Below are 22,000 nucleotides of genomic sequence, written 5' to 3'. Positions count from 1 at the left end.
TGGCGGCGGGCCGGCCGGGGCTGGGACGGGTGCCGAGCGCGCTGCATGCGGCGGCGGGCGCGGTGCCCCGGCGGGTCGCGGCGCTGCTGGCTCCGGCGCGGCGGACGTACCGGCTGCCGGCTCTGCTGCCGATTCTGGTGGCCCTGGGCACGGTCGTGTGGACCGGTGAGGCGATCGAGGACCTGCGGGAACTGCTGGAACAGGCGGCCGGCTGGCTTGGTTAGGTGAGCCTATGTTAACTTCTACCGCGTGTAGCTGGAGCTCACCGCGGTTGGAGTGACGTGTGTTCGCGAGTTATCTGATCGGCCTGCGCGAAGGGTTGGAGGCGACCCTCGTCGTCTCGGTCCTGGTCGCCTTCCTGGTCAAGAGCGACCGCACCGACCGGTTGCCGCAGGTGTGGGCCGGCGTGTTCGCGGCCGTGGCCCTGTCGGTCGGCTTCGGCGCGGTGCTGACCTTCACCGCCGCCCACCTCGGCCACACCGGCCAGGAGCTCTTCGACGCCGTCACCTCGCTGCTGGCGGTCGTCTTCGTCACCTGGATGATCTTCTGGATGCGGCGGGCCGCCCGCATGCTCTCGGGTGAGCTGCGCGGCAAGCTCTCCGAGGCGCTGGAGCTGGGCTCCCTGGCCGTGGTCGTCATGGCGTTCCTGGCCGTGGCGCGCGAGGGGCTGGAGACGGCGCTGCTGTTCTTCGCCTCCGTCCAGGGCGCGACCACCTCGGCGCAGCCGCTCATCGGCATCACGCTGGGCCTGCTCACCTCGGTCGTGCTCGGCTACGCCCTCTACAAGTCGGCCGTGCGGATCAACCTCACGACGTTCTTCACCTGGACCGGCCTGCTGCTGATCCTGGTCGCCGCGGGGATCTTCAAGTACGGCGTCCACGACCTGCAGGAGGCGAACATCCTGCCCGGCCTGAGCACCTACGCCTTCGACGTCACGGGCGCGCTGCCGCCCGACTCCTGGTACGGCGCGCTGCTCGCCGGGATGCTCAACATCACGCCGCAGCCCAGCGTCCTGGAGACCCTCGCGTGGGTGGTCTACCTGCTGCCGACCCTGTACTTCTTCCTCCGGCCGTCCCGGCCGCAGCTCGCCCCCGCCCGCGTGGCCTGAACAGGAGCACCATGTCCGCCATCACCCGTCTCGCCGTGGGCGTCCTCGCCCTGGCCGCCCTGACGGCATGCTCGGCCGAGGAACCGGGAGGCGCCGCCGACACGGCGAAGGCCCCGGGCAAGGTCACGGTCGCCGCCAGCGACACCGCGTGCGAGGTCGGCGTCACGGAGCTCGCCGCGGGCACCAGCACGTTCGCCATCACCAACGGCGGCAGCAAGGTCACCGAGTTCTACGTCTACGCCCCGGGCGACCGCGTCATGGCCGAGGTCGAGAACATCGTGCCCGGCCTGACCCGCGAGCTGATCGCCGAACTGCCCGCCGGCACCTACGAGACGGCCTGCAAGCCCGGCATGGTCGGCAAGGGCATCCGCAACGCGCTGACCGTCACCGGCGAGCACAAGCCGCTGACCGCCGACGCCGCGCTCGCCGAGGCGACCGCGAGCTACAAGCGCTACGTGAAGACCCAGAGCGACACCCTGCTGGTCAAGACGCAGGAGTTCGTCGACGCGGTCAAGGCCGGGAAGGTCGAGGAGGCCAAGGAGCTGTTCCCGGTCTCGCGCACCTACTGGGAGCGCATCGAGCCGGTCGCCGAGATCTTCGGCGACCTCGACCCGGCCATCGACGCCCGCGAGGCCGACCTGGCCGAGGGCGAGGAGTGGACCGGCTTCCACAAGATCGAGAAAGACCTCTGGATCACCAAGGACATCAGCCAGGACGGCCCCATCGCCGACAAGCTGATCACCGACGTGAAGACCATCGTCGAGAAGGCCAACGCGGCCGAGCTCACCCCGCTCAACCTGGCCAACGGCGCCAAGGAGCTCCTCGACGAGGTCGCCACCGGCAAGATCACCGGCGAGGAGGACATCTGGTCGCACACCGACCTGTGGGACTTCGCCGCCAACCTGGCCGGGTCGAAGGCCGCCGTCCAGTCGCTGCGCCCGGTGCTGGAGGAGCGCGACGCCGCCCTGGTCGCCACGCTCGACGAGAAGTTCGCCGCCGCCGAGGCCGAGCTGGGCGCCCACCAGAAGGGCGACGGCTGGCGGCTCCACAACGAGCTGTCCAAGGACGAGCTGAAGCGACTCTCCGACGTGATCAACGCGCTGGCCGAGCCGATCAGCAAGATCGCACCTCTGGTGGCCCACTAGATGATCAGTCGTCGGCAGGTCTTCGGACTGGGCGCGGCCGGGGCCGTGGCGGCGGGCGCGGGGGCCCTCGCCGCCCGCACGCTGCCCGCCGAGCCCCCGGCCCAGGCCCACGTCGAGGAGGTCTTCCCCTTCTACGGCGAGCACCAGGCCGGGATCGTCACCCCCGCCCAGGACCGGCTCCACTTCGTCGCCTTCGACGTCATCACGACCGACCGGGCCGAACTGGCCGAACTCCTCCAGGAGTGGACGGCCGCCGCCGCCCGCCTCACCCAGGGCAAGGAGGCGGGCGCCTTCGGCGCGACCGGCGGCTCCCGCGAGGCCGCGCCCGACGACACCGGCGAGGCGCTCGGCCTGCCGCCCTCGGGCCTGACCCTGACGGTCGGCTTCGGCCCCTCGCTGTTCGACGACCGCTTCGGCCTGGCCGCCAAACGTCCGGCCGCGCTGGCCGACCTGCCGAAGTTCCCCGGCGAGACGCTGGTGCCGGAGATCTCGGGCGGCGACATCTGCGTGCAGGCCTGCGCCCACGACCCGCAGGTGGCCGTGCACGCCATCCGCAACCTGGCCCGGATCGGCTTCGGCCGGGTCTCGGTGCGGTATTCGCAGCTCGGCTTCGGCCGCACCTCCTCGACCTCGCGGGCCCAGGCCACGGCCCGCAACCTGATGGGCTTCAAAGACGGCACCAACAACCTCAAGCTGGAGGACGCCGACCTGCTGCGCGAACAGCTCTGGGCCGCGCCCGGCGACGGCGCCGCCTGGATGGCCGGCGGCAGCTACCTGGTCACCCGCAAGATCCGGATGACCGTCGAGACCTGGGACCGCACCTCGTTGCGCGAACAGGAGGAGATCTTCGGCCGCGACAAGGGCGAGGGCGCCCCGATTGGCAAGCAGAAGGAGTTCGACCCGGTCGACCTGAGCGCGATGCGTCCCGACGCGCACGTCCGGCTGGCCCACCCGTCCGCGCACGGGAACGCCCACCTGCTGCGGCGCGGCTACAACTACGTCGACGGCTCCGACGGCCTGGGCCGCCTCGACGCCGGGCTGTTCTTCATCGCCTACCAGCGCGACCCGCGCACCCAGTTCGTGCCGATCCAGGCGAGCCTGGCCAAGTCAGACCCGCTGAACGAGTACATCCGGCACGTCTCCAGCGGGCTGTTCGCCTGCCCTCCCGGGGTCGTGGACGCGGGCGACTACTGGGGCCGCACGCTGTTCGCCTGAGCACGCCGACCTGGCCGTGGTCGGCGCGACCGGCCTGGCGCACGGCTTCGCGCCCGACGGCGTGCTGCGGTCGCCGCGGTTCACCATGATCGGCCTGGACCTGGGGCTGCGCTTCTCCCGGCCCACCGTGTGGCGGCTCCGCAGGATCCTGCCCGTCGCGATCGGCCGCACCCTGGGCGTCATCGCCGCCTGCGCCGCGCCGGCCTGGGTGGTCTTCCTCCTCACCCCGATCCCGTTAGCGACGGCTACCTGGCCACCACCGCCGGTGGCATCGATGCGGTGCCGGCCGGCGCCTTATCGAGATGGGCTTCCCGGCCCCGCCCCTGATCCGCCTCACGAGGAGGGCCGTGCCGGGTGGCGGCGGCACGGCCCCCGCGCGTCAGGAGGAGTAGACCTCGAGCTCCGAGAGCTGGCCCGCCGGCCAGCCGGTGTTCCCGGTGAACCGCAGCCGGACGTAGCGCTGCGTCGAGGCGGTGAAGGCGACCGTCACCGTGTTGCCCGTGGCGGGGTTGAAGGTCCGGCCCGAGGCCGCCGACAGGGTCGAGAACGTCGACCCGTTGGTGCTGCCCTGAACCTCGATCGTCTGGGTCCTGGTCTGCCACGCCGAGGCCGGCGGCAGCTTCAGCACCACGCGCGCCACCGACGTCGCCGCCCCGAGGTCGACCTGGACCCACTGCGGGAAGGCGTTGTTCGGCGACTCCCAGTACGAGCCCGCGTTGCCGTCGACGACGTTGCCCGACCCGTAGCTCTGCACGTGACCGCTCTCGGACGTCGGCTTCCCGGCCGCCAGGTTCACGTTCGCGGCCGGGTCGGTCGTCACGGTCACCGCGTTCGAGGGCTGCGAGAGGGAGTTCTGCCCGTCGCGGGCCCGCACCGTGAACGTGTAGGAGGTGTTCGGGGCCAGGCCGGTGACCGTGTGGGTCAGCCCGGTCGGCGACGCGACCGGCTCGCCGTTCTGGAGCACCTGGTAGCCGGCGACCCCCACGTTGTCGACGGACGCCGTCCACGACAGCGACACGCTGGAGGAGGTCTTGCCGGTGACGGTCAGGTTGCCCGGGGGAGTGGGCGGCGTGTTCTCCACCGCGTCGGTCGCGTAGACCTCCAGCTCGGAGAGCTGCGCGGCGGGCCAGCCGGTGTTCCCGCTGATCGTCACCCGCACGTAGCGGGCGCTCAGCGCGGGGATCGTGATCGTCGCCTGGTTGCCGGTCGCCGCGTTGAAGGTGACGCCGATCGGCCCGGTGACCGTCGTCCAGGTGCTGCCGTTGGAGCTGACCGCGAGGGTGAGCGTCTGGACCCGCGACCCCCACGCCGCGTTCGGCGGCAGTTTGAGCACCGCCCGGCCCAGGGTCGAGGCGGCCCCGAGGTCGACCTGGAACCACTGCGGCAGGGCGCCGGAGCTCTCCCAGTACGTGGAGGCGTTCCCGTCGACCGCGTTGGCGGGCACGAAGCCGTTGTTGGTGCTGCTGGCGCTGGTCGCCTTGTTCAGCGCGAGGTTGGTGTCGCCGCCGGGCGGCGGGCCGCCGGTCGTCGGCTGGGTCGGGCGGACCGCCGTCAGCGCGATCTGGCCCTTCAGCATCCGCCCGCCGTCGGCGGTGATGCGCAGGTAGTAGTCGCTGGAACAGAAGGTGCCGTCCTCGTCGAGCGCGAGGATGCCGGAACCGGCGGGCACCCAGGCCTGCGTCTCGGCCGTCTTGGCGATCTGGTTGCCCTCGTTGTACTCGTCGAACATGGAGATGTAGATGCCGTGCGACCCGGCGCGGATGGTGTTGTAGAACATCCGCCACATGAAGTCGCCGTGGGCGCGGGCGCGCGACTGCAGGTCGCCGGGCATGACGCAGGGCTGGTAGTCGATGCCGTTGGCGTTGCAGTCGGCCACGTCGCCGACGGTGGCGTTGGCGTAGTAGCTGTCGAGCTCCGCGATGGTCCTGGCCCGGCCGACCATCCAGGGGGAGATCATGTTGAAGGCCCGGTAGACCTCGCCGAAGCCGGGGCGCGAGTCGTTGATGCCCTGCCGCCACCAGGTGGGCACGCCGCCGATGACGTAGCAGCCCTGGGCCTTGAACCAGTTGATCACTTCGAGGCAGGGCGGCGGGGTGAACGGACGGCTGGGCTCGCTGAAGCCGAACCCCCAGATGCAGACGACGGGCTTGCCGTTCTGCTTGGCGTACATCGGGCTCTGCGTGTACGCCGACATCTTCGTCGTCCAGTCGGTCTTGATCTCGGCCTGGAAGGCGAGCCAGTCGGTGACGTCGTACATGATGTAGAACTTGCGGCCGAAGGCCTCGGCGGCCTGGCGCACCTTGGCGGTCATGCCGTCGCGGATCGGCCCCTCGGCCCCGTTGGGGTTGAAGCGCTGCAGGGCCACGGTGTCGCAGCCGTTGTCGCGCATCCAGCGGAAGTGGGTGTCGACCGTCTGCTGGTCCCAGGAGGAGAAAAGGCTGGCCGGCTGGCCGTTGTTCAGGTTCTGGTAGAGCGTCGGGTACGTCCGCGTGTAGTCGCGGTTGTCCGGCCACGACACGATCGTGGTGTTCGACGGCGAGGGCGGGACGGTGTTGTCGTGGCCGCTCCAGTGCCACCACCGGTCGATGGGAGACCCGTCGCCACGGCAGGCGAACCAGCCCTGGTAGCCGACGGTGATCTTGCCCACGACGTCACCGGGTGGGCTGGCCGCGTACGCCGGGCCGCTGGTCAGATGGGTCGAGGTCGCCGCGATGGCGGACGCCGAGATGGCCGAGGCGAGGAAACTACGGCGCGAGACAGCCACGTCCGATGATCCTTTCTGACAAGGACCGGGCGGACGCTACCCGGTGAGGGGGGTGCCCTCATCCTGACAGGATCGGATCATCGGACGCAATAACTGAGCAAAAACTTGCAACTTCTTCGGAGGTGGATTCAGCCCACACGTGCTGCGGCGGGTGTGCTCTCGTTGTAGAGGCGGTCGAGCGAGGTCACCTGGTAGGAGCCGTTCGCCCGGGTCTGGAACGACGACCTCGTCGTCACCGCGACCAGCTCACACGAGTTGCCCGACCCCCGGTAGACCGCGTAGGCGCGGGCCCCCGGCACCCCCGTCCAGGTCAGCGTGCCGCCCGCGTTGCGCAGGTTCTTCACCGGCCCGAGCGGTTTGGTGGGCAGGCCCTTGATCAGCGGCAGCAGCGCCGGACGCCGGTAGTACTCCTCGTCGATCCGGGTCATCACCTTCAGCGGGTTCTGCACGACCTGCTTGGCGCTGAAGTAGACGTCGCCCTTGACCTCGGGATAGCGCTTGTTCACCGCCAGGTGCGACGGGATCTCGTTGGGCCGGTTCCAGGCCCCGCCGGTGCCGATCTGGTAGAGCCCCTGGCCGATGTAGAGGTCGACGCCGCTGCCCTTCACCGCGTTGGCCCACCACGGCACCAGCACGTCGTAGTCGGCCGCGGCGAAGCCCCGGTTCCAGTAGAGCTGCGGGGTCAGGTAGTCGACCGTGCCCGCCTTGATCCAGGCCTTCGGGTCGGCGTAGATCGCGTCGTAGGCCGACATGCCGGTGGTCCTGGAGCCGGTCGGGTCGTTGCTCTTGTTGCGCCAGATCCCGAACGGGCTGATGCCGAACTTCAGGTAGGGCTTGGCCCGGTGGACGGCCCGGTCGACCTGCGCCACCAGCTGGTTGACGTTGGCGCGTCGCCAGTCGGCCAGCGATCTGCCGTCGCGGTACTTGTTGAAGGCCGCGGTGTCGTTGAACTTCGTGCCCTGACCCGGATAGGGGTAGAAGTAGTCGTCGAAGTGGACGCCGTCGATGTCGTAGCGGTTGACCACATCCATGATCACCTTGGTGACGTGGTCGCGTACCGACGGAAGCCCCGGGTTGTAGTAGAGCCGCCCCTCGTGCTTGACCACCCAGCCGGGGTGCTGCCGGGCCGGATGGTTGGCCGGCAGCGCGGCGATGTTGTCGCTGTAGGCGGCCCGGTAGGGGTTGAACCAGGCGTGGAACTCCATGCCCCGCTTGTGGGCCTCGCTGATCAGGAACGGCAGCGGGTCCCAGCCCGGGTTCTTGCCGGCCTTGCCGGTCAGGTATTGCGACCAGGGCTCCAGCGACGACCGGTAGATGGCGTCGGAGGCCGGTCTGACCTGCACGAACACCGCGTTGATGCCGCGCGAGGCGGCGGTGTCGAGCATCTTGACGTATTCGGCGCGCTGCGTGGCGGGCGACAGGCCCGCCTTCGACGGCCAGTCGATGTTCTGCGTCGTCGCGATCCACATGCCGCGCATCTGACGCTTGGCCGCCGGGCAGAGGTCCTTCTTGGCCGCGGTCACGTAGCTGGCACGCTCCAATGCCGCGGAGCTCGAGCCGGACGCCTCCGGGACCAGCAGGTATGCCCCCGCGGAAGCGGTCGCGGCCACGGTAACGGCGGCGATCAACGGTCGTTTCACTTGCCCTCCCCGAACGCGATGGCTGTCACAGTCTGGCATCGCATTGGCAATGCTTCGCCCGTATAGCGAAATTCGTCATACGAGGCGGATGTGACTCCACACAACGCGCGGGGAAATGCCCCGGCGCCGTTCAAGCGAAACGGACGGCGCCGGGAACCCCCTAGTCAGCGGGGGTTGCGACCTTTCCCGCGAGGTGGGACGGCAATGGTTCATATCGCAGGAAAGCGCGGGTGAACGTTCCGGTTCCGTGCGACATCGATCGTAGATCTATTGCGTATCGGGTGATTTCCAGTTCCGGCACCTCGGCCCGGACCAGCGTCCGGCCGACCCCCACGGGCTCGGTGCCCAGCACCCGTCCGCGCCGCGACGACAGGTCGCTCATGACGTTGCCGACGTAGTCGTCGTCGACCAGGACCGACACCTCGTCGACCGGTTCGAGCAGCAGCGCCGGGACCTTCGCGGCGGCCTCCCGCAGGGCCAGGCCGCCCGCGATCTGGAACGCCATGTCGCTGGAGTCGACCGAGTGGGCCTTGCCGTCGTACAGGGTCACCCTGATGTCGACCATCGGGTAACCGGCCACCACGCCGCGCTCCATCTGGCTCCGGACGCCCTTCTCGACCGACGGGATGAACTGGCGCGGCACCACCCCGCCGACGATCTTGTCGACGAACTCGAACCCGGAGCCCGAGGGCAGGGGTTCGATCTCCAGGTGGCAGATGGCGTACTGGCCGTGACCGCCGGTCTGCTTGACGTTGCGGCCCATGCCCTGGGCCTTGCCGCCGAAGGTCTCGCGCAGCGGGACCCGCAGGTCGATCTTCTCCACCTCGACGCCGTGACGCCGCGACAGCCGGTCGAGCAGCACGTCGGCATGGGCCTCGCCCATGCACCACAGCACGAGCTGACGGGTCTCGGCGTTGTTCTCCAGGCGCAGCGTCGGGTCTTCGGCCACGAGGCGGTTGAGCGCCTGGGAGAGCTTGTCCTCGTCGGCCTTGGACTTGGCCCTGATCGCGACGGGCAGCAGCGGCTCGGGCATCTGCCACGGCTCCATGACCAGCGGGTTGTCCTTCTCGGACAGGGTGTCGCCGGTCTCGGCGTGGCCGAGCTTGGCCACCGCGACCACGTCGCCGGCCACGCACTTGCCCACCGGTCGCTGGGTCTTGCCGAGCGGCGAGGACAGCGCGCCGACCCGCTCGTCGACGTCGTGCTCGTGCTGGGGCACGTGCCCGGAGACGTGCACGGTCATGTCGGGCCGCAGGGTGCCCGAGAAGACGCGCACCAGGCTGATGCGGCCCACGTAGGGGTCGCTGGTCGTCTTGACCACCTCGGCGACCAGCGGCCCGTCGGGGTCGCACCGGCAGACCTTGACGTTCTTGCCGTCTATGGTCGTCACCTCGGGCAGCCGGTGCTCGGGCGGGCACGGGAAGCCCTGGGTGATCACTTCGAGCAGTTCGGGCATGCCCACGCCCGGCGCGCTCACCAGCACCGGGTGGAAACTGGCCCGCGCGACGGCCTTCTCCAGGTCGTCGATGAGGACCTTGGTGTCGATCTCCTCGCCTTCGAGGTAGCGGTCCATGAGCGATTCGTCCTCGCTCTCCTGGATGATCCCCTCGATGAGCGACCCCCGGTACATCTCGATCAGCTCGACCTGGTCGGCGTCGGGTTCCCTTTCCGTACGTTCGCCGCCGGAGTAGTCGAACACGCGCTGCGACAGCAGGCCCACGAGCGCGTCGCCGCCCACCGGCAGGTAGAGTGGCGCGACCCCCTCGCCGAAGGCGTTCTGGCAGGCGGTGAGGACCTCGTCGAAGTCGGCCCGCTGATGGTCGATCTTGGTGATGACGACCGCGCGCGGCATGCCGACGCTCGCGCACTCGTCCCAGATCTGCCGGGTCAGCCCGTCGACGCCGTCGGTGGCCGCGACCACGAACAGCGCCGCGTCGGCGGCCCGCAGCCCGGCCCGCAGGTCCCCGACGAAGTCGGCGTACCCGGGCGTGTCGAGCAGGTTGATCTTTATCCCGTTGTAGGTCAGCGGCGCGAGGGCCAGGTTCACCGACCGCTGCTGGCGGACCTCGACCTCGTCGAAGTCGCTGATGGTGGTCCCGTCTTCGACCCTCCCGGTGCGCGGGATGGTGCCGGTCGCCGCGAGCAGCGCCTCCACCAGGGTCGTCTTCCCCGATCCGGAGTGGCCGACGAGCACGACGTTGCGCACCATGTCCGGCTGGTCGGCCGATGGTGCCCTGCCCGCGGCTCCCGATGTCCCTCCGTTAGCCTTCTCCGCCACTTTCGCCTCCTGGATTGGAGGGGAGGCCGCAGGCCGCGTGAACGACCGGCGGCCGCCCGGCCGCCTGCTGTGACGCGCCCCGCACCCCGATCGGAAAGGCGCGTGTAACCCACACTTAACCGTTGTGGCCCAGATCACAAGAGCCAAAGCGAGATACGGGCGGCCGAACGCCGGCCGTACCTCACGGGTGCATGCCCTACGATCAGACCGCCATGCTGAACGTTCTGCGTCCCGCCATGACCAGGCTCATGAGCCCGCTGGGCCGGTTCCTCGCGCGCCATGGCGTCACCCCCAACATGATCACCGCCGCCGGCACGCTCGGCACGGTGGCCTCGTCCCTGTGGTTCTACCCACATGGCCAGCTCGTCGCCGGCAGCCTCGTGATCACCTTCTTCGTGCTGGCCGATCTGCTCGACGGCATCCTGGCCCGGATGACCAAGGGCTCCACCTGGGGCGCCTTCCTCGACTCGACCCTCGACCGGGTCGCCGACGCGGGCGTCTTCTCCGGCCTGATCATCTATCTGGTCCTCGACGGCCAGCGGGTGCTGGCCCTGGGCGGCCTGCTCTGCCTGGTCGGCGGCGCGGTCGTCTCCTACGCCAAGGCGCGGGCCGAGGGCCTGGGCATGACGGCCAACGTCGGCATCGCCGAGCGCGGAGAGCGATTGCTCGTCGTCCTCGTGGTGGCCTTCCTCGACGGATTGGGCGTGCCGTACGTTCTGGCTGTGGGCCTTTGGGGGCTGGCCGTCGCCAGCGTGATCACTGTGGGGCAGCGCATGCACGTCGTCTACAGGCAGGCGGTGGACCATGACGCTCACTGACCGGATCGTCGCGTCGGCCTACACGGTCGGCTGGGCCGTCGTCCGGTTCGTCCCGGAGAAGGTGGCCGCCTTCGTGTTCCGGCAGATCGCCGACGTCATGTGGCGGCGCCGGGGCAAGTCGGTCAGGCGGCTGGAGTCGAACCTGGCCCGGGTGACCGGCGGCGGCGAGGCCTCGCTCCGCGCGCTGTCGAAACAGGGCCTGCGGTCCTACATGCGCTACTGGATGGAGATCTTCCGGCTGCCGGCCATGGATCCCAAGCAGATCCACGCCCGCACCCACTCCCACGGCGAGCACCACATCTTCGACACCGTCGCGTCCGGGCGCGGGGTCGTGATCGCGCTGCCCCACATGGGCAACTGGGACGCCGCCGGGATCTGGCTGGTGCAGAGCGGCCACCCGTTCACGACCGTGATGGAACGGCTCAAGCCCGAGACCCTGTTCGAGAAGTTCGTCGCCTTCCGGACCGCCATCGGCATGGAGGTGCTGCCGCTGACCGCCAAGGGCGGCGGCACCGCCCACGCCTTCGGCACCCTGGCCCAGCGCACCCGGGCCGGCGGCGTGGTCTGCCTCCCGGCCGACCGCGACCTGACCGAGAGCGGGGTCGAGGTCGACTTCTTCGGCGCCCGCACCCGCATGGCCGCCGGGCCCGCCCTGCTGGCGCTCCAGACCGGGGCGGCGCTGCTGCCGGTGATCATCTACTTCGACGGCGACGACTGGGGTTTAGACGTTCATCCGGAAGTGCCCGTGCCGGACGAGGGGACCCGGCAGGAGAAGGCGGCCGCGCTCACGCAGGGCATGGCGGCGGCCTTCGAGAAGGGCATCGCGGAACACCCTGACGACTGGCACATGCTCCAGCGGCTGTGGCTCGACGACCTGGAGCCCCGGGAGCCCCGGCCGTGAGGATCGGGATCGTGTGCCCCTACATGTGGGACGTCCCGGGCGGGGTGCAGGCCCACGTGCGCGATCTGGCCGAGGCGCTGATCGACGACGGGCACCGGGTCTCGGTCATGGCGCCGGCCAGCGACGACGCGCCGCTCCCGGCCTACGTGGTGTCGGCCGGGAGGGCCGTGCCGGTGCCCTACAACGGGTCGGTGGCCCGGCTGACCTTCGGGTTCCTGTCGGCCAACCGGGTCCGCAAGTGGATCCGCGAGGGCCGCTTCGACGTGCTGCACGTCCACGAGCCGGCCGTGCCGTCGGTCGGGCTGCTGGCCTGCTGGGTCGCGCGGGGCCCGATCGTGGCGACCTTCCACGCCTCCTACGAGCGCTCGCGGGCGGTCTCGGTGACCGCGCCCGTGCTCCACACGGCGCTGGAGAAGATCACCGGGCGTATCGCCGTCTCCGACGCGGCCCGCAAGACCCTGGTCGAGCACATGGGCGGCGACGCCGTGCTGATCCCCAACGGGGTCACGGTCGACCGCTACGCCGAGGCCGAGCCGCTCCCGGGCTGGGGCCCCGACGGGACCGTCCTGGGGTTCCTCGGGCGGATGGACGAACCCCGCAAGGGCCTGGCCGTGCTGCTGGAGGCGTTCGCGAAGCTGGGGGAGGAGCGGCCCGGCGTACGGCTGCTGGTCGCCGGGCCCGGCGACGCCGACGACGTCTACGGCAAGCTGCCGAAGCACCTGCACGACCGCGTCGGCCTGCTCGGCATGGTCAGCGAGGCCGACAAGATCCGCGCCCTCCACTCGGTCGACGTCTTCGTCGCCCCCAACCTGGGCGGCGAGAGCTTCGGCATCGTGCTGACCGAGGCCATGTCGGCGGGCGCGACCATCCTGGCCAGCGACATCCCCGCCTTCCGCAAGGTGCTGGGCGACGGCCAGGCCGGGGCCCTGTTCGCCACCGGCGACTCCGCCGCGCTGGCCCGCGAGGCGGCCCGGCTGCTCGACGATCCCGAGCGCCGGGCCAAATACTCCGACGAGGCCCGCCTCGCGGTCCGCAAATACGACTGGTCGACCGTCGCCCGCGACGTCCTGCGGGTCTACGAGACCGTCACCGGCGGCCCGGTCGGCGTGGAGGACGAGTAGTGAACACCACGGTCATCCTGGTCGTCGGCGTGGTGATCGTGCTGACGGCCGTCTACATCTCGTGGCGGGCCGGGCGGCTCGACCGGCTGCACATCCGGCTGGAGACCGCCCACGCCGCCCTCGACGCGGCCCTCCTGCGGCGGGCCGCGGTCTGCCTGGAGCTGGCCGGCTCGCGGCTGCTCGACCCCGCCACGTCGCTGGTGCTGGCGGCGGCGGCGCACGAGGCCCGTACGGCCGGCCCCGACGAGCGCGAGCACGCCGAGAGCGACCTGTCGCGCACCCTGCGGGCGGTCGTCGACCAGGAGACCTTCGCCGAGAAGGTGCAGGCCCCCGAGCTGCTGGCCGAGCTCGACGCCTCGGTGGCCAAGGTCGTCTACTCGCGGCGGTTCTACAACAACGCCGTCGACGTCACCCGGATCGCCCAGCGCCGCTTGCTGGCCCGGGTGCTGCGGCTGGCCGGGCACACGCCCTTCCCCGAGTTCTTCGACATCGACGACGATCCTCCGAAGGCCATGGCGGGCGCCTGACCGACTTGACGGACTCTGACCGAATTACCAGCTAGCGCCGGTAAGCTAGCGCCGATTTTTCGGGACTCGGGAGGAGTTGTCCGTGCGGGCACATCGGATGGGCGTTCTCATGCTCGCGGCGGCGACCCTGCTGACCGCGGCGTGCTCGTCGGGGGGCGAAAGCGGCAACCCCGGCACGACGCCGCAGGCCGCCGATGTCGCGGCGTCGCCCTCGCCGACCAAGCCGCCGGAGCACCCCTTCACCGGCATGCCGGTGGCCTCGCGCAAGCCGGTGCTCGCCGTCAAGATCGAGAACACCCACTCGGGCAAGCCGCAGATCGGCGTGAAGTACGCCGACATCGTCTACGTGGAGCAGGTCGAGGGCGGCCTGACCCGGTTGATGGCGATCTTCTCCTCGAAGCTGCCCAAGGAGGTCGGCCCGGTCCGCTCGGCCCGCATCTCCGACCTGCACATCCTGCCGATGTTCGGCAAGCCCGCCCTGGCCTACTCGGGCGTGCAGACCAAGATGATCCCGTTCGTGCAGCAGGCGTCGCTGGTCGACGTGTCCGACAGCTCGGCCCCCGGCGCCTACTTCCGCTACCCGGGCCGGGTCGCGCCCTACAACCTGGTCGGCAGGCCCGCCCAGCTGCTCAAGCAGGCCAAGGCGACCCGGGCGAAGGACATCGGGTTCACCTTCTCGGACGAGGCGCCGGAGGGCGGCGTACCGAAGAGGTCCTACACGGTGAAGTACCCGGCCGCGACCTTCACCTTCCAGTGGAACGCCGGCGCGAAGAAGTGGGCCGTCATCCAGGACGGCGAGAAGGACATGGCCGCCGAGGGCGGCCAGATCGCCCCCGCGACCGTGGTCGTGCAGTACACCAAGACCGAGCGGTCGCAGTTCCACGACTTCACCGGCAGCTACACGCCATTGGTCCACTCGACCGGCAAGGGCACCGGCATCGTGCTGCGCGACGGCAAGGCGTACAAGGTCAGGTGGCAGCGCCCCAAGGAGGAGGACGGGACCACGTTCACGCTGGCCGACGGCACCCCGATGCCCTTCGCCCGGGGCCAGGTCTGGGTCGTGCTCGCGTCCAGGACGCCGATCGCGCCGTAGACAGAGTGTCCGGTTCCGCCAGTCTTTCGGTACGAAATGGACTGTCGTTTTGGTTCGCTCAGGCGCCTAATATAGAACCAATTCAGCTGTCCCCTCGAGTGAGGTATCGCCGTGTCCAGCCCTGAAACGACCCCGTCCGTCGGCACCGCACGTGTGAAGCGCGGCATGGCCGAGATGCTCAAGGGCGGCGTGATCATGGACGTCGTCACCGCCGACCAGGCCAAGATCGCCGAAGACGCCGGCGCGGTCGCGGTCATGGCCCTGGAGCGGGTGCCCGCCGACATCCGCGCGCAGGGCGGCGTGTCCCGCATGAGCGACCCCGACATGATCGACGGCATCATCTCCGCCGTCTCGATCCCGGTCATGGCCAAGGCCCGCATCGGCCACTTCGCCGAGGCCCAGGTCCTGCAGTCGCTCGGCGTCGACTACGTCGACGAGTCGGAGGTGCTCACCCCGGCCGACTACGCCAACCACATCGACAAGTGGCGCTTCACCGTGCCCTTCGTGTGCGGCGCCACCAACCTGGGCGAGGCCCTGCGCCGCATCACCGAGGGCGCGGCCATGATCCGCTCCAAGGGCGAGGCCGGCACCGGCGACGTCTCCAACGCCGTCACCCACATGCGCACCATCCGCGCCGAGCTCAAGCGCCTCACCTCGCTGCCCGAAGACGAGCTCTACGTCGCGGCCAAGGAGCTGCAGGCCCCCTACGAGCTGGTCGCCGAGGTCGCCCGCGAGGGCAAGCTGCCGGTCGTGCTGTTCACCGCGGGCGGCATCGCCACCCCGGCCGACGCCGCGATGATGATGCAGCTCGGCGCCGAGGGCGTGTTCGTCGGCTCCGGCATCTTCAAGTCGGGCAACCCCGCCCAGCGGGCCGCCGCGATCGTCAAGGCCACCACGTTCTTCGACGACCCCGACGTGATCGCCAAGGTCTCGCGCGGCCTCGGCGAGGCCATGGTCGGCATCAACGTCGACGACATCCCGGTGCCCCACCGCCTGGCCGAGCGCGGCTGGTGAGCACACCCACGATCGGCGTGCTCGCGCTCCAGGGCGACGTCCGCGAGCACGCCCGTTCCCTGGTGGAGTCGGGCGCCGTGGCGGTGGCGGTACGCCGCCCCGAGGAGCTCGACCAGGTCGACGCCCTGGTCATCCCGGGCGGCGAGTCGACCACGATGTGGAAGCTCGCGGTGGCGTTCGAGATGTTCGACCCCATCCAGCAGCGGGTGAAGGCGGGCATGCCCGCCTACGGCTCCTGCGCCGGAATGATCATGCTGGCCGACCGCATCGAGGGCGGCATCGAGGGCCAGCAGACCCTCGGCGGCCTCGACATGGTCGTGCGCCGCAACGCCTTCGGGCGCCAGGTCGACTCCTTCGAGTACGATCTGGACCTCCCGGGGATTCAGGGCTTCCGGGCGATCTTCATCCGGGCGCCCTGGGTCGAGTCCGTCGGAAACGATGTCGAAGTGCTGGCCCGCGCCGGGGATAGGATCGTCGCGGTCCGCCAAGGCCCCTTGCTCGCCACCTCGTTCCACCCGGAACTGACGGGCGACGCGCGGGTCCATTCGTATTTCGTTGAGATGGTAAGGGAGCTCTAGCCGATGTCCGGCCACTCCAAATGGGCGACGACGAAGCACAAGAAGGCCGCGCTCGACGCCAAGCGCGGGAAGCTGTTCGCCAAGCTCATCAAGAACATCGAAGTGGCGGCCAGGACCGGTGGCCCCGATCCTGACGGCAACCCGACCCTCTATGACGCCATCACCAAGGCCCGCAAGAGCTCGGTGCCGGTCGACAACATCGAGCGCGCCCGCAAGCGCGGCGGCGGCCTCGAAGCCGGTGGCGCCGACTGGCAGACGATCATGTACGAGGGCTACGGCCCCAGCGGCGTCGCCATGCTCATCGAGTGCCTCACCGACAACCGCAACCGCGCGGCGTCCGAGGTCCGGGTCGCGCTGACCCGCAACGGCGGCTCGCTGGCCGACCCCAACTCGGTGTCCTACATGTTCAACCGCAAGGGCGTCATCCTGGTGCCCAAGCTGGTGTCGGAGACCAAGGCCGGCCGCGTCGAGCTCACCGAAGACCAGGTCCTCGAAGTGGTCTTGGAGGCGGGCGCCGAAGAGGTCAACGACCTGGGCGAGTCGTTCGAGATCGTGACCGAGGCCAGCGACCTCGTGCCGGTCCGCAAGGCCCTGCAGGACGCCGGCATCGACTACGACTCGGCCGACAGCAGCTTCCTGCCGACGATCAACGTCCCGGTCGACGAAGACACGGCGCGCAAGGTCTTCAAGCTGATCGACGCGCTCGAAGACAGCGACGACGTGCAGAACGTCTACGCCAACGCCGACGTCTCCGACGAGATCCTGGCCAAGCTCGACGCCTGACCGGTGTCGCCGGGGTTTTGCGTGGTTCCGTAGGGCCTGCGTAGGTTGTGGTTCCGTGGATATCCGTGATCTCGGTGAAGACGATCTCGACGCGGTGCTCGACAACCGCAAGCGGGCCTTCGGGCCACTCTCGGCGTCCGACGCCGCGACCTGGCGCCGCATGGTCACGCCGCTGCTGTCGCAGGGCCGCTGCCTGGGCGTCTTCGACGGCGCCCGGCTGGTCGCCACCGCCCGGCTCAACCCCTTCACGCAGTGGTGGCACGGCCGCCCGCAGCCCATGGGCGGCGTGGCCGGCGTCACCGTCGCGCCCGAAGACCGGGGGAGGGGCGTCGGCCGCATGCTGATGACCGCCGTGCTCGACCGCTGCTCCGAGCTCGGCTCGGCGGTCTCGGCGCTCTACCCCGCGACCACGCCGGTCTACCGGAGCGCCGGGTTCGAGCACGCCGGCAGCCGCCTGATCGCGACCCTCCCCACCGAGGCGCTGCGGACGATCGCCCCCGGCGCCCCGGTCGCGCTCCGCCGCATGGGCCCGGCCGACACCGACGAGCTGGTGGCGCTGATCGGCCGCGTCCACGCCGCCACCCGCGCCTCCGGCCCGCTGTCCTACACCCCGGAGACCTGGCGGGTCTGGCTCGAGGACGACGACGACTTCTGCTACCTCGCCGACGACGGCTACGTGATCTACCGCTGGTCGGGCGGCGACATCTCGGTCGACAGCCTCGTCGCCGCCTCCGAGGCGACCACACGGGCCCTGTGGGCCCTCGTCGGCACCTCCTCGTCGGTCGCCAAGCGGGTGACCGCGACCATCGCGCCCGACGACCCGGTCCTGTGGCTGCTGCGCGAACGCTCCACCGACGTCGTGTCGCCCACCCGCTGGATGTTCCGCCTCGTCGACCCCGCCGACGCCATCGCCCGGCGCGGCTACTCCCCGGCGGTGACCGCCTCGGTCCCCTTCGAGCTCACCGACCCGGCCCGCCCCGCCAACGACGGCACCTGGCTCCTGGAGGTCGCGGACGGCGCGGGCTCCCTGACGAAGGGCGCGGGCACCGGCCCGGCCCTCACGATCAACGCCCTGTCGGCCCTGTACGCGGGCGTCCCCGCCGTCACTCTCCGCATGTCGGGCGGGCTGACCGGCCCCACCGTGTTCGACGACACGTTGGACGCGGTGTTCGCGGCGAAGCCGTACCTGCTCGACTACTTCTAGTGTAAGATCGCCGAACACATGTTCGGAGCGGAAGGGGGCCGCCGGTGCGCGTGCTGGGTGTCGACCCCGGGCTCACCCGCTGCGGCGTCGGCGTCGTCGAGGGCCGCCCCGGATCGCCCGCCCGCCTGGTGGCCGTCGGCGTGATCCGCACCCCCGCCGACGACGAGATCGGCGCCCGCCTGGTGGCGATCGAGCGTGGCCTCGAGAAGTGGCTCGACGAGACCGCGCCCGACGCGGTGGCCGTCGAGCGGGTGTTCGCGCAGCACAACGTCAGGACCGTCATGGGCACCGCCCAGTCGGCCGCCGTGGCCATCCTGTGCGCGGCCCGCCGCGGGCTGCCCGTGGCGCTGCACACCCCGTCCGAGGTCAAGGCGGCGGTCACCGGCAGCGGCACCGCCGACAAGAAGCAGGTCGGCACCATGGTCACCCGCATCCTCCGCCTCGACGCCATGCCCAAGCCCGCCGACGCCGCCGACGCGCTGGCGCTGGCCATCTGCCACGTGTGGCGCGGGGGCATGCAGAACCGCCTGGCCACGGCCGCCACGGCCGCCGCGACCGCCCGCGCCGGCCGGAGCCTCCGGTGACTCCTCGCAGCCCGCTCGTGAGGTCGCCGCTTGCGGGACCGCCGCTTGCGGGGTCCCCTCTCGTGGGGTCGCCTCTTTCACCCGCTGATCGCCGGGATGTCCTTCCGGCCCTCGTTCGCACTCCCTGGAGCGCCTGATGATCGCCTCGGTGTCCGGTCTGGTCACCGCCATCGCCCCTGACGCCGCCGTGGTCGAGGTCGGCGGGGTGGGCGTCCTCGTCCACTGCACGCCCGGCACCCTCGGGCTGCTGCGGGTGGGGGAGAACGGCCGGCTGTCGACCTCGCTGGTCGTCCGGGAGGAGTCGCTGACCCTCTACGGGTTCGCCTCCGACGACGAGCGGGTGGTGTTCGAGATGCTGCAGACCGCCAGCGGCATCGGGCCCCGGCTCGCGCTGGCGATGCTCGCCGTCCACTCGCCCAACGCGCTCCGCGTCGCGGTCGCCTCCGGCGATCTCAAGGCCCTCACGATGGTGCCGGGGATCGGCCAGAAGGGCGCGCAGCGGCTCGTCCTGGAGCTCAAGGGCAAGCTCGGCACCCCCGAAGAGGTCGTCAACGCCGCGATCAACGGGCCCGCCCGCGAGGCCGTGTGGCGCGAACAGGTCCACTCCGGCCTCGTCGGCCTCGGCTACTCCGCCCGCGACGCCGACGACGCCCTCGCCGTCGTCACGCCCGACGCGGAGGCCGAACTGGCCGCCGGGCGCCAGCCCCAGATCGCCCCGCTGCTGAAGGCAGCCCTGCGGGCGCTGAGCGTGCGATGAAAGATTCACCCTCGGGCCCGGCCGGCGAGTCCTTTCCCGACACATCCGGCGGCCTCGTGCCCGGTCCTCACGGCGGTTCCCCCGAAGGGTCCCGCGCGGCTGCCTCACCGGGCCGGTCCCGGGGTTCTCACGACGACTTCCGTGGCCGATCCATGAGGATCTCCCGCGACGTCCCGCCCGCGCCCGCCGGGGCTTTCCACGGCCTTCTGCCCGGCCTCCCAGACGGCTTCCGCGAGGGATCGCTGCACGAGTCCGGCGACGGTTCCTACGAGGTCGAGGTGGTGGGCTCGTTCGAGCGGGAGCTGGTGTCCGCCGACGTCCAGGGTGACGAGAGGCTGATCGAGGCGGCGTTGCGGCCCAAGCGGCTGGCCGAGTTCATCGGGCAGCCGCGGGTCAGGGAGCAGCTCTCCCTGGTGCTCGAAGGGGCGCTGCGGCGGAACCGGCCGCCCGACCACGTGCTGATGAGCGGGCCGCCCGGCCTCGGGAAGACCACGCTCGCCATGATCATCGCGGCGGAGCTGGGGGCTCCGCTGCGGGTGACCTCGGGGCCGGCGCTGGAGCGGGCCGGTGACCTGGCTGCGATCCTGTCGACGCTGACCGACGGCGAAGTGCTCTTCATCGACGAGATCCACCGCATGGCGCGGCCCGCCGAAGAGATGCTCTACCTGGCGATGGAGGACTTCCGGGTCGACATCGTCGTCGGCAAGGGGCCGGGGGCGACCGCGATCCCGCTGGAGGTCGCGCCGTTCACCCTGGTCGGGGCGACCACCCGCGCGGGCCTGCTGCCGGCGCCGCTGCGCGACCGGTTCGGGTTCACCGCCCACATGGAGTTCTACGACGAGGCCGAACTCGAGACCGTGCTGCACCGCTCGGCCCGGCTGCTCGGCGTCGACCTGCCCGTCGAGGGGGCCGCCGAGATCGCCGGCCGCTCCCGGGGCACCCCCCGCATCGCCAACCGGCTGCTGCGGCGGGTCCGCGACTTCGCCGAGGTGCGCGCCGACGGGCTGATCACCCGGGAGATCGCCGCGGCGGCGCTGAATCTTTACGAAGTCGACGCCGAGGGCCTCGACCGGCTCGACCGGGCCGTGCTGGGCGCGCTGCTGCGCAAGTTCGGCGGCGGGCCCGTCGGGCTGTCGACACTCGCCGTAGCCGTCGGGGAGGAACCCGAGACCGTCGAGGTGGTCGCCGAGCCGTTCCTGGTCCGGCAGGGGCTGCTGGCCCGGACCCCGCGCGGGCGCGTGGCCACGGCCGCCGCCTGGGTCCATCTGGGGCTGGTCCCGCCGCCCGACGCGTTCGGGGCCGGTGTCGTCTTCGACGACCCCCCTGATAACCCACAGTGATGCCGGAAAGGACCTTGGGGATCACGGAATGGTTGCAATAGGCGTGAAATCGGAACTTTCCCGCGCGGCGGATCGTGGGTTCGTTGCCGGGGTTCTGACAGCTCGCCTACACTGCGTGGCTTGGCTGGGTGGCTAGGCTCGCTATGTAAGGTGACGTGCCGAGCGTGTGGCCCGGACCGGCGTCAAACCTCGTGTGACCTCCGGCGAATGGCCGGTCATCTCTTCAACGAAGGAGAGCCCCGTGGAAGGGCTTGCGCAGCTACTCCCGATCGTCCTGCTCTTCGTGGTCTTCTACTTCCTGCTCATCCGCCCGCAGCGGAAGCGGCAGCAGGAGCAGGTCGCGATGCAGAACTCGCTCAGCGTGGGTTCGCGCGTGATGACCACAACGGGTCTGTTCGGCACCGTGGTGGACTTCGCCGACGACGACGTCATCCTCGAGGTGGCGCCCGGCATCGAGACCCGCTGGGTGAAGGCGGCCATCGGCAAGGTCCTCACCGAGGAGCCCGGCTATGGCGACGGGCCGATCGACTCGACCGAGAACGACGAGAAGTCCGACGGCGACAACGTCGCGGAAAGCCCGGAGACTGGAGACTCCAGCACCCGCAAGTCCTGAGTACCCTCATTGAAGACCCCTTGACGAAAGACTGACCACCAGTGGCCCCACCGACCAGCAGCCAGATCAAGCCGGGACGCACGCTCCTGCTTCTTCTGGCGATCATCGCCGCCATGGGCGCGGCCGTGGTCCTGCAGAACGCGTACATCCCGAAGTTCGGTCTCGACCTCGCGGGCGGCACGACAGTCACCCTCTCGCCCGAGACCCTCGACAACAAGGCGCCCTCGCAAGAGAGCCTCGATCGGGCCGTCAACATCATCCGTGACCGCGTCAACGGGCAGGGCATCTCCGACGCCCAGGTCGCGAGGGCCAGTGACAACATCCTGATCCAGATCCCGGGCGCGGGTCAGGAAGAGGCGTTGAAGCTGGTGGCCACGACCGCCGAGCTCCGCTTCCGCCAGGTGCTCGCCGTCGCCCCGGCCCAGGAGCAGCCGGCCGCGCTGCCCAGCGACGCGGCCTCGCCGGCCCCGTCGGGCACGCTTCCGGCCGTGACGCCCTCGGCCGCCGCCTCTCCGGC

The 22,000-nt window shown here is 70.6% G+C and carries 20 protein-coding genes and 2 pseudogenes; 19 read left to right on the top strand and 3 right to left on the bottom strand.

Going from position 1 to position 22,000, the window contains the following annotated elements; all coding sequences use genetic code 11:
• The 5 genes and pseudogenes from FDA94_RS39670 to FDA94_RS41660 form a co-directional block, all read left to right on the top strand.
• The coding region (locus FDA94_RS39670) for a hypothetical protein (RefSeq protein ID WP_212735688.1) at positions 1–224 on the top strand (224 nt) is incomplete at its 5' end.
• A gap of 59 nt (positions 225–283) precedes the next feature.
• Positions 284–1,108, top strand: a complete 825-nt coding sequence (gene efeU, locus FDA94_RS37525; protein WP_137251778.1) for an iron uptake transporter permease EfeU — start codon at positions 284–286, stop codon at positions 1,106–1,108.
• 11 nt (positions 1,109–1,119) lie between these two features.
• Positions 1,120–2,253 (top strand): iron uptake system protein EfeO, encoded by a 1,134-nt coding sequence (efeO, locus tag FDA94_RS37520; protein ID WP_137251777.1) that lies wholly within the window; start codon positions 1,120–1,122, stop codon positions 2,251–2,253.
• Positions 2,254–3,468 carry an iron uptake transporter deferrochelatase/peroxidase subunit gene (gene efeB, locus FDA94_RS37515; RefSeq protein ID WP_137251776.1) on the top strand — a complete coding sequence of 405 codons (1,215 nt, stop codon included), beginning with the start codon at positions 2,254–2,256 and terminating at the stop codon, positions 3,466–3,468.
• A 16-nt stretch (positions 3,469–3,484) separates the two neighbouring features.
• Positions 3,485–3,703 (top strand): annotated as a pseudogene (locus FDA94_RS41660) (AbrB family transcriptional regulator); the annotation flags it as partial.
• A gap of 144 nt (positions 3,704–3,847) precedes the next feature.
• Here FDA94_RS41660 and FDA94_RS37505 read toward each other — a convergent pair.
• The 3 genes from FDA94_RS37505 to FDA94_RS37495 all read right to left on the bottom strand — a co-directional run bounded on the left by FDA94_RS37505 (position 3,848) and on the right by FDA94_RS37495 (position 10,150).
• Positions 3,848–6,232 carry a galactose-binding domain-containing protein gene (locus FDA94_RS37505; protein ID WP_137251775.1) on the bottom strand — a complete coding sequence of 795 codons (2,385 nt, stop codon included), beginning with the start codon at positions 6,230–6,232 and terminating at the stop codon, positions 3,848–3,850.
• A 128-nt stretch (positions 6,233–6,360) separates the two neighbouring features.
• Positions 6,361–7,872: a glycoside hydrolase family 10-like protein gene (locus FDA94_RS37500; RefSeq protein WP_246060367.1), complete on the bottom strand. Its 1,512-nt coding sequence runs from the start codon at positions 7,870–7,872 to the stop codon at positions 6,361–6,363.
• 160 nt (positions 7,873–8,032) lie between these two features.
• Positions 8,033–10,150, bottom strand: a complete 2,118-nt coding sequence (locus FDA94_RS37495; RefSeq protein ID WP_137251773.1) for an elongation factor G-like protein EF-G2 — start codon at positions 10,148–10,150, stop codon at positions 8,033–8,035.
• A 212-nt stretch (positions 10,151–10,362) separates the two neighbouring features.
• On the opposite strand from FDA94_RS37495, the gene pgsA reads away from it, so the two are divergent.
• The 14 genes and pseudogenes from pgsA to FDA94_RS37425 all read left to right on the top strand — a co-directional run.
• Positions 10,363–10,968 (top strand): phosphatidylinositol phosphate synthase, encoded by a 606-nt coding sequence (gene pgsA, locus FDA94_RS37490; protein WP_137251772.1) that lies wholly within the window; start codon positions 10,363–10,365, stop codon positions 10,966–10,968.
• Positions 10,955–11,869, top strand: a complete 915-nt coding sequence (locus tag FDA94_RS37485; protein ID WP_137251771.1) for a phosphatidylinositol mannoside acyltransferase — start codon at positions 10,955–10,957, stop codon at positions 11,867–11,869. Before pgsA ends, FDA94_RS37485 begins: the two co-directional genes overlap by 14 nt.
• Positions 11,866–12,990 (top strand): glycosyltransferase family 4 protein, encoded by a 1,125-nt coding sequence (locus FDA94_RS37480; protein ID WP_137251770.1) that lies wholly within the window; start codon positions 11,866–11,868, stop codon positions 12,988–12,990. Before FDA94_RS37485 ends, FDA94_RS37480 begins: the two co-directional genes overlap by 4 nt.
• Entirely contained in the window at positions 12,990–13,517 is a 528-nt protein-coding gene (locus FDA94_RS37475; protein WP_137251769.1) for a hypothetical protein, read from the top strand. The genes FDA94_RS37480 and FDA94_RS37475 overlap by 1 nt, the downstream gene beginning before the upstream one ends.
• 82 nt (positions 13,518–13,599) lie before the next feature.
• Positions 13,600–14,610 carry a DUF3048 domain-containing protein gene (locus FDA94_RS37470; RefSeq protein ID WP_246060366.1) on the top strand — a complete coding sequence of 337 codons (1,011 nt, stop codon included), beginning with the start codon at positions 13,600–13,602 and terminating at the stop codon, positions 14,608–14,610.
• A gap of 105 nt (positions 14,611–14,715) precedes the next feature.
• On the top strand, positions 14,716–15,624 hold the full coding sequence (gene pdxS, locus FDA94_RS37465) for a pyridoxal 5'-phosphate synthase lyase subunit PdxS (protein WP_212735689.1): 909 nt from the start codon (positions 14,716–14,718) through the stop codon (positions 15,622–15,624).
• Positions 15,618–16,202 carry a pyridoxal 5'-phosphate synthase glutaminase subunit PdxT gene (gene pdxT / locus FDA94_RS37460; RefSeq protein WP_062357455.1) on the top strand — a complete coding sequence of 195 codons (585 nt, stop codon included), beginning with the start codon at positions 15,618–15,620 and terminating at the stop codon, positions 16,200–16,202. The genes pdxS and pdxT overlap by 7 nt, the downstream gene beginning before the upstream one ends.
• A gap of 3 nt (positions 16,203–16,205) precedes the next feature.
• Positions 16,206–16,985, top strand: coding sequence for a YebC/PmpR family DNA-binding transcriptional regulator (locus FDA94_RS37455; RefSeq protein WP_030456900.1), 780 nt, complete (start codon positions 16,206–16,208; stop codon positions 16,983–16,985).
• Between the two features lie 55 nt (positions 16,986–17,040).
• Entirely contained in the window at positions 17,041–18,189 is a 1,149-nt protein-coding gene (locus FDA94_RS37450) for a GNAT family N-acetyltransferase (protein ID WP_137251767.1), read from the top strand.
• A 44-nt stretch (positions 18,190–18,233) separates the two neighbouring features.
• Entirely contained in the window at positions 18,234–18,773 is a 540-nt protein-coding gene (gene ruvC, locus FDA94_RS37445; protein ID WP_137251766.1) for a crossover junction endodeoxyribonuclease RuvC, read from the top strand.
• A gap of 136 nt (positions 18,774–18,909) precedes the next feature.
• Positions 18,910–19,530, top strand: a complete 621-nt coding sequence (gene ruvA, locus FDA94_RS37440; protein ID WP_137251765.1) for a Holliday junction branch migration protein RuvA — start codon at positions 18,910–18,912, stop codon at positions 19,528–19,530.
• Between the two features lie 152 nt (positions 19,531–19,682).
• On the top strand, positions 19,683–20,870 hold the full coding sequence (gene ruvB / locus FDA94_RS37435; protein WP_137251764.1) for a Holliday junction branch migration DNA helicase RuvB: 1,188 nt from the start codon (positions 19,683–19,685) through the stop codon (positions 20,868–20,870).
• 241 nt (positions 20,871–21,111) lie between these two features.
• Entirely contained in the window at positions 21,112–21,483 is a 372-nt protein-coding gene (yajC, locus tag FDA94_RS37430; protein ID WP_137251763.1) for a preprotein translocase subunit YajC, read from the top strand.
• A 41-nt stretch (positions 21,484–21,524) separates the two neighbouring features.
• A pseudogene (locus tag FDA94_RS37425) lies at positions 21,525–22,000 on the top strand (protein translocase subunit SecD); the annotation flags it as partial.

Source organism: Herbidospora galbida, assembly GCF_005233835.1.
Lineage (GTDB): Bacteria > Actinomycetota > Actinomycetes > Streptosporangiales > Streptosporangiaceae > Herbidospora > Herbidospora galbida.
The sequence above is the reverse complement of the archived record's forward strand: the minus strand, read 5'-3'. Positions and strand labels throughout refer to the sequence as shown.